The following is a 13,143-nucleotide window of genomic DNA, read 5'->3' on the forward strand; positions in this document are numbered from 1 at the left end:
CGTGACACGCGTGAACGCATCCTCCAGCGACGATTTCGACTTCCGCGACCGCGGCCCGCAGGACGAATGCGGGGTCTTCGGGGTCTGGGCTCCCGGTGAAGAAGTCGCCAAACTCACCTACTTCGGGCTCTACGCCCTGCAGCACCGCGGGCAGGAATCGGCCGGCATCGCCGCCAGCAACGGCAAGCAGATCCTCATCTACCGCGATATGGGGCTCGTCTCCCAGGTCTTCGACGAAAGCGACCTCGACACCCTGCCCGGCCACATCGCCGTCGGTCACACCCGCTATTCGACGACCGGAGTGTCCTCATGGGAGAACGCCCAGCCGACGCTCGGGCCCACCCCCTTCGGCACCGTCGCCCTGGCCCACAACGGCAATCTGACGAACTTCGCCGATCTGCAGGAGATGGCCGACGCCAATGCCTCGGCCCGGGACGAGACCGTCAAGGCCGCCACCCAGAAGACGGCCCGCACCCGCCCGATGCGCGACTCCTCCAATGACACCTCGCTCGTGACCGAGCTGCTCGCCTCCACCGCGGAGCCGGATCTCACGAGCGCTGCCCGGGAGCTCATGCCGCGCCTGGACGGAGCCTTCTCGCTCGTGTTCATGGACGAGCACACCCTCTACGCCGCCCGCGACCGTCACGGCGTGCGCCCGCTGGCGCTCGGCCGCCTCGAACGCGGCTGGGTCGTCGCCAGCGAGACCGCCGCGCTCGACATCGTCGGCGCCTCCTTCGTCCGCGAGATCGAGCCCGGTGAGCTCATCGCCATCGACGAGGACGGGCTGCGCTCCTATACGTGGGCCGAGACCGAGCAGGCGCGCTGCGTCTTCGAGTACGTCTACCTCGCCCGGCCCGACAGCGTCCTGCACGGCAAGACCGTGCACGCCGCCCGCACCGAGATGGGCCGCCAGCTCGCCCGCGAATACCCCGTCGACGCCGACCTCGTCATCGCCACACCCGAATCGGGCACCCCGGCCGCCGTCGGCTATGCCGAGGAATCCGGGATCCCGTTCGGGCAGGGGCTGATGAAGAACGCCTATGTCGGCCGCACCTTCATCCAGCCCTCGCAGACCCTGCGGCAGCTGGGCATCCGGCTCAAGCTCAACCCGCTCAAGGAGAACATCGCCGGCCGCCGGCTCGTCGTCGTCGACGACTCGATCGTGCGCGGCAACACCCAGCGGGCGCTCGTGCGGATGCTGCGTGAAGCCGGCGCGAAGGAGATCCACATCCGCATCTCCTCCCCGCCGGTCAAATGGCCGTGCTTCTACGGCATCGACTTCGCCACCCGCGCCGAGCTCATCGCCAACGGGCTGACGACCAATGAGATCTGCCAGTCGCTCGGAGCCGATTCGCTCGGCTATATCTCACTCGACGGCATGATCGCCGCCACCCAGCAGCGCGAATCCGAACTGTGCACCGCCTGCTTCTCCGGCAACTACCCCATCACCGTGCCCGCCACCGCGGCTGCTGAAAGAGGATGCTGATGATCCCGGACGCCACCAGCCACACCCCCGCCAGCCAGAAGGCTGCCGACCAGGACGCTGCCGACCAGGACGCTGCCGGTCAGACGACCTACGCCGCTGCCGGCGTCGATGTCGAAGCAGGTGACCGGGCGGTCGAGCTCATGAAGTCCGCCGTCGCCCAAACCCACAATGCGCATGTCGTCGGGGGCTTCGGCGGCTTCGCCGGACTCTTCGACGTCTCCTGGCTCAAGGACTTCCGCAAGCCCTATCTCGCCACCTCCACCGACGGCGTCGGCACCAAGGTCGCCATTGCCCAGGCCCTCGACATCCACGACACCATCGGCTACGACCTCGTCGGCATGGTCGTCGACGACATCATCGTCTGCGGCGCCCGCCCGCTGTTCATGACCGACTACATCGCCTGCGGCAAGGTCGTGCCCGAGCGCATCGCCGATATCGTCCGCGGCATCGCCGAAGCCTGCGCCTCAGCCGGTGTGGCCCTCGTCGGCGGTGAGACCGCCGAACACCCCGGCCTGCTCGGCGTCGACGAATACGATGTCGCCGGTGCCGCCACCGGTGCCGTCGAAGCCGATGACCTGCTCGGCCCCGAACGCGTCAACACCGGCGATGTGCTCATCGGCCTGCCGGCCTCCGGCCTGCACTCCAACGGCTACTCCCTCGTCCGCCGCATCATCGCCGATGCCGGCTGGGCGCTCGAGCGTGAGGTGCCGGAGTTCTCCCGCGCCCTCGGCGAGGAGATCCTCACCCCCACCCGCGTCTACACCGGCGACCTCGCCGCCGTCCTCGACGCCCGCCCCGGCGCCGTGCACGCCATGTCGCACGTCACCGGCGGCGGCCTGTCGGCCAATGTCGCCCGCGTCATCCCACCCGGCACCTTGGCGCGCATGCACCGCTCAAGCTGGGAGATCCCGCCGGTGTTCACCGTCCTCGGCGACCTCGGCCAGGTCCCGCAGGCCGACCGCGAACGCACGTGGAACCTCGGCGTCGGCATGGTCCTGGCCGTCGACCCGGCCGCCGCCGAGGCGGTGCTCGCCGCCCTGCCCGGCTCCTGGCTGCTCGGCGAGGTCACCGCAGATGACGGTGCGCTCGCCGCCGATCCGTACTACGTCCAGGGCGCCAAGGGCGTCGATGGGGGAGCGGCGATCCTGCTCGACTGAGCCGGCGCCTCGGGAACGGAACAGGGCCCCGCCGGTGCGGCAGGGCCCTGTGTCAGTGCTGCGTCAGCTGATCCGATGCTCAGCGGCCGTCGTCGCCGTCCTCATCGTCGGCGTACTTATCGGCGTAGTCGGAGTAGTCGGGATCGTCGTAGAGTCCGTCGTCTGCGTAGTCGTCGGAGTCTTCAGAAGTCGACGCGCCCCCGAGCTCTCGCTGCAGTGCACTCAGATCCGTCTCCGGGCTGTAGTACTTCAGCTTACGGGCAACCTTGATCTGCTTCGCCTTAGCGCGGCCGCGACCCACAGGCGTCGACCCCCTCCATGGTCAGGCCCGGGACTGCCGGCCAGCGGCCCCGAGATGTCGTGGTTGTCTGTGTCTCGAATCCTACCCCGCCGTCTCAGAGGTGTCATGTCGTCCGAACTGGGCGGGAGAAGTCTGGACACCATTATGAGACAGGACCGGGTAAAAGGCGAATGAGTCCAGAAAAGCCGCCGCAGCTGCGGCAGCGATTCCGGTGCAGAGGCTGGTGCAGACCCCGAGTGCAGAGGATGGAGCAGAGGTTAGAGTAAGATCATGGGTTATGAGCGGAGCTATGCCATTGAGCTGCGGGTCTTCGAGCCGATGGCGGTGCACAAGGAGTTCAGCGACTACCCTGTCAGCGCCAACCGGGATGTCATCGACGGCCTCGTCGCCGCTGACGCTGATGAGCGGCTCATCAGTCTGCCGCCGGACCCCGTCGCCGATTCCTACCGCGGCACCCCGATCTTCCTCATCGGCGCTGAGACCGGCGACAGCTTCGACCGGGTCTGCCCGGTGCAGGACGACATCCGCTGCTGGCACGCCCTCGACACTCTCATGGAAGCCCATCCGCGCGCGGAGCTCGACATGCTCGTGCCCAAGGCCGCGCGCCGTCGGGCCGCCAGCCAGCGGGTCGAGTGGATGCAGGACGACCCGGACACCCGCGTCTTCACCCGCACCGCCGCCTGGGACGTCTCCCCGGTGTGGTGGCTGGCGATCGACCCGAACCACGACCGCGTCATCAGCACTGATGCTCCCTACGGCAGCTTCCGGATCCGCATCCACACCCCGATCATCACCGCCGCTGCCCGCGTCGAATGGGCCCATGAGGTGATGAACGAGAAGTCGCGGCTGCGCAGCGTCGTCGAATCGACCGAGGCCTTCGGTGACTGGCTCGACGACTTCGATATGAACGCGATGCTCGAACTCGACCTCGGCGGCATGAGCGAGGTGCTGTGGCCGGACACCGGCGCCGAACACGTCACCGACTGGATCGACTGCCTCGACACCGACGATGCCGAGGGTGCGATCCGCGCCTTCAACCGCTACACCCGCCAGTGGGAGATGCTCGGCCTCTACGCACGCAGCAGCTGAGTGCTTGAGAGGGGGCTGATCGCTCGGCAGCTCCGATGGCTTCTGCCGTGTCAGGCGGATCGCGCTCGTGGCAGATGAGCGCAGGGTCGTCTGGGCGTTCTCGCCGAAGTGCAGCGCCTCGGGCTTCGTCGGGTCGCCGGCGAGTGCCTGCTCGTCGTCGGAGCCGTCAGCGGTGCGGAAGCTGTAGTCGAGCACGTAGTAGTCGCCGACCTCGGAGAGCGAGTTCACGTCGATCTGCAGCTCCGGTCCCGGGTTGCCCTCCGGCGGGGCGAGGATGCCCGAGGCGATCGGCGCCTGCCCGCCGGAAGCGTCGGGGCTGCCCGAGGCGCTGTCGGAGGCGTCGCCGCTGGGCGCGCTGCCGCTGGAGGCCCCGTCGGCCGGCTTCATCTCCGGGATGTCGGCGAGCTTCTCACCGGCGTCGACGTTCGGATTCACGTCCGCGGCCGGGGCGTAGGCGAACGAGACGCGGCGGTTGATTGCGCGGTTCTTCTCGATCGGCTGCCCATCGGCACCGGCGTTGGGCACCTTCGGCTGGGACTCGCCGAAGCGCTTCGTCTCCAGTGTGATGTCGGCGCCGTCGAGCTTGGGTTCGATGGCCTTCCTGACCGCCTCGGCGCGGCGCTCAGACAGCGACTGGTTGTAGTCGTCCTCGCCCTGGTCGTCGGTGTGGCCCTCGATGGTGACCGTCCGGCCCTTCGCCGAGCGCTTGAGCTCATCGGCAGCGGAGCTGATGACCCCATCGGCCTTCGCATCGAGGGTGTCGGCATCGAGGGCGAAGAGCACATCGGCTTTGAGCGTCAGCGACTTCTGCTCGCCCTTGTCGTCGACCGAGGCGCCGGTGACCGATTCCGTGCTCAGCTCCAGCGGCACCGAACGCATGCGGGTGGCGCCGGCTCCGTAGTCGCCTGGGAGCTCTTTGCCGTCGCGGGCAGCGACGTAGCGGAACTGCGCCAGCTCGCCGGCAGCGTCGAAGGGCTGCTGGGAGCTGACCGGCACATCGGTGAGCGGGGCGGTCGAATCGCCGGCGAGCACTGTGACCTGCTCCGACTCCGGAGCAGGGAAGTCGATGTAGATGAGATCGGTGGCATCAGGCTCGCCGGCCTCGATCGACGATCCGCCGGCATAGGAGGAGATGGCCGCGCCCTTGCGCTGGGGGTTCGCCTCGGCCTCTTCGAGCTGACTGGCGACCGGTTCGTTTCCCTGGAAGCTGGCGCCGGGGGAGTCGAGCTGGAGCGGTTCGGTCAGCGTGCGCTTGTCCAGATCGACCAGCCGCACCCACGGACGAGAATTGTTCGACTGGGCTTCGGCGACGAGCTCATCCGGCTGGGCGACCGGGCCGTCCGTCGGCGGCAGCCAGGCGAGCACCATGCGGGCGTTCGTGCCGTCGGAGTCCAGGGACAGCACCCCGAGCCGGGCCCGGGACATGCCCTCGGGGCTCGGCACCTCGACGATCGGCTCCGGCAGGGTGTTGGCGCGGTAGAAGCCCTCGTCCTCGACGATCGCCGGCGGTGCGTCAGCGGCTTCGGAGCTCGCAGCGCTGTCGTCGCCGGGGGACTTCGGTGAGGTTTCGACGTCGTCCTTGCCGAAAGAGCAGCCGCTCAGTGCCAGACCGGTGACGCACAGGGCGGCGAGGAGACGGCGAGGTGATGTGCGGCGGACCGGGAGGTGGTGGGGCACAGGCGAGTGCATGGTGGGGATCATGGCATGGGGGTGTAGCGTGTGCGGCACTGATCTGCGGCGACTGTCCGTCCACGAGCACATGACGCTCCGCTCACCAGCACATGAATTCTGCGTCACCGGGCTGTGTCTTCACCTGCCCGGCTGCTCACCGGCCTGGCTGCTCGCCGGACCGCGCGATGCTGTGCGAGGTCTGGCCGAGCTGCAGCAGCGCGAGCACGAGGCGTGAGTATCGGTGGGTGCCGACCGCCACGTGCATTGCGACCCGGTCCCGCGAACCGGAGATCTCGATATCGGAATCGGAGATCATGTCGACGGCGCGCGCGATGAGCTGCAGGTACTCATCGCCGACCTTGAGCCCCAGCTCCGTCAGCTCCGCTACCACCGAGGTGGCCGCTGCCCGGGCAGCGCTGGGTGTGTCCGGCCAGCCCTGGGCCTCGATCACCGCGGTGACCTTCGCCTCGGCGGCCGCTGTGCGCTCATCCGCGGCAGCCTGCGCCGCGGTGCCCAGCGGCGGCAGCCCGCCGGCGAGCAGCTGGGCGGTCTCCATGACATCGAGCATGCCTGCCTGCGGATCGTCGATGACATCGGTGAGCGTGCGGATCTGCTCGATCGAGAGGCCGACGAGCTGCCGGAGCGCGCTGATGAGCTCCAGGCGCTCGACGTGGGTGTCGTCGTAGACCGCGGTCGTCTGGTTCCGCTTGGCCCCAGGCGGCAGGAGGCCGGCGCGCAGATAGTACTTGATCGAGGCCGTCGAGGTGCCGGTGGCCTCTGCCAGCGCGCTGAGCTTCACCGTGCTCTCCTTCCGTTCCGCGAGCTGAGGTCGTCGCGAGCTGGGACTGTCGGATACTGAACCGGGGTGCTGCTATCTACGTTGCCGCTGTTAGACAGCGTCACTATCTTACCGAGTATGGAGACCATCCCGCTTGCCGTTATCGTCCATGCCAGTGCAGCGTTCCTCGTCCTCCTCATCGGACCCATCAACATCTTCCGACCCCGCCGCGACGCCCTGCATCGGATGCTCGGGCGCACCTGGGTGGGGCTCATGTACCTCACCTGCGGCTCCAGCTTCTTCTTCGGGCTCGAGGACGGCTTCACCTTCCTCCACGGGCTGTCGGTGTTCACGACGGTCACCGTCACCCTCGGGGTCTGGATGATCACGCGCGGCAATAAGCGCGGGCACATCGGCAATATGGTCGGCTCCTATGTCGGCACCCTCATCGCCTTCGGCTTCGCGGCCTTCGTGCCCACCCGTCTCATCTGGACGACGGCGGTGACGAACCCGGTGGCGCTCGCCGCCTTCGCCGCAGCCCTCGCGCTCATCGCAGCTGCGTGGGTCGCCGTGCTCAGGGCTCGCCTCGGGTGCCAGCGCCGGGCACCGTCCGCGTCTGCCGGAGTCCCGGTGGCAGGCAGCGAAGCCGCGCCCGAGGCGGGCACCTGAGTCGGCCGGTGCCTGAGTCGGTCGGCGCCCGGGTGGTCGGCCTGAAGGGACGGGCTGGGTGATGGGGTGGGCGGCCTGACTGGATGACCGGTGTCGCTGGGCGGCAGGTGCCCGAAGGGGTTGTTTCGCAGCAGACTCAGCCGTTAGGCTAACAGTGTTAGCCGTAGTGCCGGTGTGCCCCACCGGCCGCACCGGAAGGATCGCCCCATGACCGCGCTGCGCATCCTCGCCATCTGCCTCTGCATCCCCCTTGCACTCGCCGCCGGATCACTGGCCTACAGCCACCTCCGGCCCCTCGCCATCACCGCTGAGACTGAGCTCGACGCCACCCCGGCCGAGGTGTGGGCGGTGTTGGCGGACAACAGCGCCTACAGCGCATGGCACCCCTCGATCATCGACAGCAGCGGCACGATCGCCGTCGGTCAGCGCCTGCACAACACCGTCATCTTCGGAGACGAAACGATGACCTTCAGACCGAAAGTGCTCGCCGCCGAACCCGAACGCGAACTCACGTGGATCGGACACACGTGGATGCCCGGACTGGCCGACGGCCGCCACTCCTTCCACCTCGAGCCGCTGCCAGACGGCGGCACCCGCCTGACCCAGACCGAGGTGTTCGCCGGCGCAGCCGTGCCGTGGGCGGCGGGTATGCTCAGCGAGATGGAAGCGGAGTTCGGCGCCGTCAACACCGCCGTGGACGCACGCGCCGCAGCCCTGCGCACTGAGGGCGCGCTGGAGGCAGGCGATGGATGACGCAGGTGTCGATGACTGAGCTGCCGGAGCTGCCGGCCCGCAGCCGGCGGCTGAGCGAGATCCTGAGCTGCGCGCGGGACCGCATCGAGGCCGAGGGCTGGGAGGCGCTGAGCATGCGCACCCTGGCCGCCGACCTCGGGATCCGCGCACCCTCGCTGTACAAGCATCTCTCCAGCCGCGAGGAGCTGCGCACTCACCTGCTCATCGATGCACTCGTCGAGATGGGACAGCAGTGCCGGCAGGCGATCGCGGCCGACGCCTCGGTCGCGGGGCTGCTGCGCGCCTACCGGCAGGCCGCCGCCGGTGCACCCGCCCTCTACCGGCTCGCCACCACCGGCCCGCTCGACCGGCAGCGGCTGCCGGACGGGCTGGAGGAATGGTCCGGTGAGCCCTTCTTCATCGTCACCGGAGACCCAGTGCGCGCGCAGGCCCTGTGGGCGGCGACGCACGGACTCACGATCCTCGAACTCGACGCCCGGCTGCCCCCGGGCAGTGACATCGACGCCGCCTGGGAGGCGCTTTCAGCGACGTGGCGCTGAGATCCGGCGTGGTGCTGAGCTTCGGCGTAGTCCTGAGTGTCGGGCCGATCACTGCCAGCAACGCCACCGCCGCCGAGGTGCCCGGCGGAGGGCAGCCTGCGGCAGATCCGGTCTCCGGCGTCGAGTGGGCATCGAGTGGACGGGAGCCGCGCTCATGTGCGGGAATTCGGCACGCGCTTCCCACACAGGGAGAAGCTGTGCTGTGCAGGTGGGCAGACTCAACCGGGCATCGGGGGCACCGGCCGTCCGAGAGCCAGCAGCGCTGCGGCGGCTTCGATGGGAACGGTGACGTCGAGGCCGGTGCATTCGCGGAACAGCCGCAGCCGGTTGAGCACCGTATTGCGATGAACGTAGGAACGCTCGGCCGTGCGCTGCGTCGAACCGCACCCGAGGTAGGTGAGCACAGTGACGATGACTCGTTCTCGCTCATCGGGGGAGAGCGTGGCGAGACCGGCTCGGATCGCTGACTGCTGCTCGGGAAACCCTGCGGCCAGGTGCTTGTGCAGAAACGGCACCCACACATCGCGCTCGGTCGCCCACGATCCGGGCTCGGCGAAGCCAACGAGCTCCCGGGCACGAGTCGCGGCTGCGGGCACGTCGGACAGTCCGGCCACTGCGCCGATCTCCAGCACTGATTCGTCTGTGAGGTCCGGTCTGTCAGGTGGCTGCTCGGCTTCGACGATGACGACAGTCGTTTCTTCGACGGCTGACCAGTGGTGGCGCAGTCTTTGGCGGCGCAGGGACTGACCGCAGCGATGCAGCAGATCTGATTCGGCATCAGCCCGCATCGCCCAGACGGTGAAGTGCGCCTGCGGACTGAACCCGGTGAGCTTGGCGACGCGGTCTGTCAGGGGGAGTGGGTCGTCTGCGGAGAGGAAGTGGGTGAGCATCCGTCGTGTCTGGACGGCGGTGTCAGCAGCAAGCGCTTCGGCCTCTTTGAGGTAAGCGCGCTGTGCATATGACGAGTACTCTTCGACGGTTTCGAGCACATCTTCAGCGTGGGCGAGCAGCTGCGCGGCGTCTTCCTGTGCCACGCTGCGGATCAGCCCGGACCACAGAACCCGGAAGTCCAGCCGGATCGCTGCGATCATCTCATCGAGCTCGATCCCCTGGGCTGTGCGGCGGCTTCCGAGGTCTTCGGACAGTGCGCGCAGCTTCGCTGCCGAGGCATGCCCGGCCAGCCGGCCGATGAGCAGGCCGAGGGACTGCTCGGCCGTCTCCGTCACCTCGGCGCTGGACAGATGCGCATATCCCGGCACCTCCTCACGCAGCAGGCTGACGAACTCCGCGGCCAGCTGCGGGACCTGCGCGGCCAGCGCGGACAGCGTTTCCTCCCACCACGGATCGAGGCGGGGTCGTGATGAGGACGGCTCCATATCGTCATTGTGCATCCGCATAACCGGGTGAGCCAATCGTGTGCACTCGTCCATTGAAAAGCGCTTGTGCACGCGGGCACTGTGAGGGTGGATGGCCGGTGCAGTCGTGCCCAGGTGTGCACATCTCTACCTCGGTCCGATCCGCTTCCATCCCGACCCGCCCTGATGCGAACCACCACCGCCGGGTCCACCACCTCCGGACCCGCCGACGGAGCGCACTCCCAGCGCACCCGCCCACAGCGCGTGGACCCCACGCTCCGGAAGGAGAGATGAACGGATGACGAACACCAACGCGGCCTTCACTGAGCGCAGCGCCGGCCACCTCATGGTCGAGCAGCTCGTGCGCGAAGGCGTCGAGCGCGTCTACAGCGTGCCCGGCGAGAGCTTCCTCGACATCCTCGACGGACTCTACGACGCCCCCATCACCAATGTCGTCGCCCGCCACGAAGGCGGCGCCGGCTTTATGGCCCTCGCCGAGGCGCGGCTGACCGGCAGGCCCGGCGTCGTCATGGTCACCCGCGGCCCCGGTGCGGCCAATGCGATGATCGCCGTGCACACCGCGTACCAGGACCAGACCCCGCTCGTGATGTTCGTCGGCCTTATCCCGATCGCCGACCGCAACCGCGAGTCCTTCCACGAGTTCGACCCGCACGCCTGGTTCGGCTCGACGGCGAAGAAAGTCCTCGTCCTCGACGATCCGGACTCCGCTGGCGAACTCGTCTCCGATGCCATGCGCACGGCCGCCGGCGGGCGGCCCGGACCGGTCATCATCGGCGTGCCCGAGGACGTGCTCACCGTCCCCACCGACGCCCCGGCCCTCGACCCGCGCCCGCTGCCGGCCCCGGCTATCAGCGCTGACGCGCTCGCCGGCGTGCGGACGGCCATCGCCGAGGCGGAGCGCCCCGTGGTCGTCGTCGGCGGTGACGGCTGGCATGACGGCTGCGGTGCCGATCTTGCCGCCTGGTGCGCAGCCCACGGCGTGCCGGTGACCTCCGACTTCCGCGCCTACGATGCGATCCCGGCCTCCAGCCCGGCCTGGGTCGGCAGCCTGGGCTATGGGCGCAGCGATGCGCTCGCCGCTGACGTCGACGCTGCTGATCTGCTCGTGTTCATCGGCGCGGTGCGCTCCGATGTGCTGAGCGACGGCTACACCCGCGGCCTGCAGGCCCGCACCATCGTCATCGACCCGGATCCCGGTCTGCTCGGCCACACCGGCCGCGTCGACCTGCACATCCAGGCCAGCCCGGCCGCCATCGTCCCGGCCCTGACCGCCGAGGCGCCAGACGCCTCGGGCGCGGAAGCAGCCCCGGCGGCCACCGCCTCGGGCGCGGAGGCGCGCCGCACCCGCCTGGAGCGGATGCGCAGCGAGCACGAGGCCTTCTCCACCGCCCGCCCAGCCAATCATCCTGCTGCCGGAGCTGCGGGCGCCCACGCCGGCGTCGACCTGCATGCGCTCATGCGGGAGTTCGACCGGCAGGTCGACGGACAGGCGGTCGTCACCTACGGCGCCGGCAACCATGCGCTGTGGCCGCCGCGCTTCATCCGGCACGAGCAGCCCAGCTCGCTCGTCGCCCCGCGCAACGGCGCGATGGGCGTCGGCATCCCCGCTGCGGTGGCCGCCGGCCTCGTCCATCCGGACCGGACGGTCATCTCGGTCGCCGGCGACGGCTGCTTCATGATGAACGGCCAGGAGATCGCCACCGCGGTGGGCTATGGCGCGAAGATGGTCGTCGTCGTCATCGACAACGGGATCTTCGCTACGATCGTGGAACATCAGGAGCGCCAGTATCCGCAGCGGCCATCGGGCACTCATCTGACCAACCCGGACTTCGCCATGATGGCGCAGTCCTATGGGCTGCATGGTGAGACGGTGCGCACCAGCGACGACATCGCCGGCGCCGTCGAGCGGGCACTGGCCAGCCCCACCGGTGCGCTGCTGCACGTCATCACCGACCCGGCCCTGCGCGGACCCTCAGGCGAAGTGCCCGCGGCCGCTGACTCGAACGGAGCCCACGCATGAACGCTCAGAACGCATCGCGACACGAGGCCTTCCTCGCCGACTGGAACGTCCACACCACCTTCGGTGCAGTGCCCGGCACCAACGGCGTCGACCGGCAGGCCGCCACCGAGCCCGATGCCGAGCAGCGCCGCTGGTTCGCCCGCCTCATGGAGGACCACGGCATGACGGTGCTCCGCGATGAGATCGGCAACCAGTTCGGTCTGCTCGAACTCGTCCCCGGCGCCCCCTATGTGCTCGCCGGTTCGCACATGGACTCGCAGCCGACGGCCGGACGCTACGACGGTGCCTACGGGGTCATGGCCGCCGCGCATGCTGCCTTCCGGCTTGCTGAGCACTTCGCCGAACGCCCTGGTGAGGCGGCCTGCAACATCGCCGTCATCAACTGGTTCAACGAAGAGGGCAGCCGCTTCAAGCCCTCGATGATGGGCTCCGGGGTGTTCACCGGCAAGCTCGGGCTGGAGGAAGCCCTCGAGACCCGCGACAAGCAGGGTGTGACCGTCCGCGAGGCCCTCGACGCGATCGGTGAGCGCGGGGACGCCCCGGTCGAGCTCGACCTGGCCGCCTATGCCGAGATCCACGTCGAGCAGGGCCGCAGCATGGAAGAGGACGGGGTGACGATCGGGCTCGTATCCGCCACGTGGGCTGCGCACAAGTACGAGCTGCGGATCCGCGGCGATCAGGCGCACTCCGGTTCGGCGCTCATGGCCGACCGGCGCGACGCGCTGCTCGGGGCGGCCAAGCTCATCGTCGCCGCTCGCGAGCTCGTCGACGACTACGACGAGGGCGCGCTGCACACCGCAGTCGGCGAGATCACCGTCTACCCGAACTCCCCGGTCGTCGTCGCCAGCGAAGCCCGCATCCTCCTCGACCTGCGCTCGCCGAGCATGGACGTCATCGAGAGCGCGGCCGAGAAGCTGCGGGCGACGATGGCTGAGGTCGAGGAGAGCGTCGGCGTCGAGATCGACATCGTCCACGAGCACGCCTGGGACCAGAACCCCTACCAGCCGGAGGGCACCGCGCTCTCGCGCTCCGTCGCCGAGGCGCTGGGCCTGGCCCATGGCGAGGTCCTGACCGTCGCCGGTCACGACTCGACGAACATGAAGGACCTCGTGCCGACGGTGATGCTGTTCGTGCCGAGCGTCGAGGGGATCTCGCACAACCTCAACGAGTTCACCAAGGACGAGGATCTGCTCGCCGGCGTCGATCACCTCACCGAGGTGCTGCGCCGGATCGTCGTCGACCCCTCAGTGGTGGCCGAGGCCGGCAACGGCTGATGCTCGTCTGAGATTCGACGACATGCGGAA

Annotated in this window: 11 protein-coding genes and 1 pseudogene; 8 read left to right on the forward strand and 4 right to left on the reverse strand. The window is 68.9% G+C overall.

Translation table 11 applies throughout. The features are described from left to right. Nucleotide 1 precedes the first annotated feature (1 nt). Nucleotides 2–1,486, forward strand: coding sequence for an amidophosphoribosyltransferase (gene purF / locus ACFFN1_RS03745; RefSeq protein WP_376838735.1), 1,485 nt, complete (start codon nt 2–4; stop codon nt 1,484–1,486). Beyond that, nucleotides 1,486–2,643: a phosphoribosylformylglycinamidine cyclo-ligase gene (gene purM / locus ACFFN1_RS03750; protein ID WP_376838737.1), complete on the forward strand. Its 1,158-nt coding sequence runs from the start codon at nt 1,486–1,488 to the stop codon at nt 2,641–2,643. The genes purF and purM overlap by 1 nt, the downstream gene beginning before the upstream one ends. A gap of 79 nt (nt 2,644–2,722) precedes the next feature. Here purM and ACFFN1_RS03755 read toward each other — a convergent pair whose 3' ends face one another. Further along, entirely contained in the window at nt 2,723–2,944 is a 222-nt protein-coding gene (locus tag ACFFN1_RS03755; RefSeq protein WP_376838739.1) for a DUF3073 domain-containing protein, read from the reverse strand. A 318-nt stretch (nt 2,945–3,262) separates the two neighbouring features. Here ACFFN1_RS03755 and ACFFN1_RS16885 point away from each other — a divergent pair, with 318 nt between their 5' ends. Then, complete coding sequence (locus tag ACFFN1_RS16885; RefSeq protein ID WP_465251182.1) at nt 3,263–4,033, forward strand: DUF8083 family protein; 771 nt, start codon at nt 3,263–3,265, stop codon at nt 4,031–4,033. Between the two features lie 510 nt (nt 4,034–4,543). Here the strand turns inward: ACFFN1_RS16885 and ACFFN1_RS16890 are convergent. Next, nucleotides 4,544–5,794: pseudogene (locus ACFFN1_RS16890) on the reverse strand (OmpA family protein); the annotation flags it as partial. Between the two features lie 64 nt (nt 5,795–5,858). Beyond that, nucleotides 5,859–6,503 carry a MerR family transcriptional regulator gene (locus ACFFN1_RS03765; RefSeq protein ID WP_376838743.1) on the reverse strand — a complete coding sequence of 215 codons (645 nt, stop codon included), beginning with the start codon at nt 6,501–6,503 and terminating at the stop codon, nt 5,859–5,861. A 117-nt stretch (nt 6,504–6,620) separates the two neighbouring features. Between ACFFN1_RS03765 and ACFFN1_RS03770 the strand changes: the two genes are divergently transcribed. The 3 genes from ACFFN1_RS03770 to ACFFN1_RS03780 all read left to right on the forward strand — a co-directional run bounded on the left by ACFFN1_RS03770 (nt 6,621) and on the right by ACFFN1_RS03780 (nt 8,443). Next, a complete protein-coding gene (locus tag ACFFN1_RS03770; RefSeq protein ID WP_376838745.1) occupies nt 6,621–7,151 on the forward strand; it encodes a DUF2306 domain-containing protein in 531 nt (176 codons plus the stop codon). A 207-nt stretch (nt 7,152–7,358) separates the two neighbouring features. Next, nucleotides 7,359–7,904, forward strand: coding sequence for an SRPBCC family protein (locus tag ACFFN1_RS03775; protein WP_376838747.1), 546 nt, complete (start codon nt 7,359–7,361; stop codon nt 7,902–7,904). A gap of 11 nt (nt 7,905–7,915) precedes the next feature. Next, complete coding sequence (locus tag ACFFN1_RS03780) at nt 7,916–8,443, forward strand: TetR/AcrR family transcriptional regulator (protein ID WP_376838749.1); 528 nt, start codon at nt 7,916–7,918, stop codon at nt 8,441–8,443. A gap of 218 nt (nt 8,444–8,661) precedes the next feature. Here ACFFN1_RS03780 and ACFFN1_RS03785 read toward each other — a convergent pair whose 3' ends face one another. Then, complete coding sequence (locus ACFFN1_RS03785) at nt 8,662–9,819, reverse strand: RsbRD N-terminal domain-containing protein (protein ID WP_376838751.1); 1,158 nt, start codon at nt 9,817–9,819, stop codon at nt 8,662–8,664. A 277-nt stretch (nt 9,820–10,096) separates the two neighbouring features. On the opposite strand from ACFFN1_RS03785, the gene ACFFN1_RS03790 reads away from it, so the two are divergent. Together ACFFN1_RS03790 and ACFFN1_RS03795 are read left to right on the forward strand one after the other, a co-directional pair. Continuing rightward, a complete protein-coding gene (locus tag ACFFN1_RS03790; RefSeq protein ID WP_376838753.1) occupies nt 10,097–11,839 on the forward strand; it encodes a thiamine pyrophosphate-dependent enzyme in 1,743 nt (580 codons plus the stop codon). Beyond that, nucleotides 11,836–13,113, forward strand: coding sequence for a M20 family metallo-hydrolase (locus ACFFN1_RS03795; RefSeq protein ID WP_376838755.1), 1,278 nt, complete (start codon nt 11,836–11,838; stop codon nt 13,111–13,113). Before ACFFN1_RS03790 ends, ACFFN1_RS03795 begins: the two co-directional genes overlap by 4 nt. Nucleotides 13,114–13,143 lie beyond the last annotated feature (30 nt).

Source organism: Brevibacterium otitidis (assembly GCF_042429315.1).
GTDB lineage: Bacteria > Actinomycetota > Actinomycetes > Actinomycetales > Brevibacteriaceae > Brevibacterium > Brevibacterium otitidis.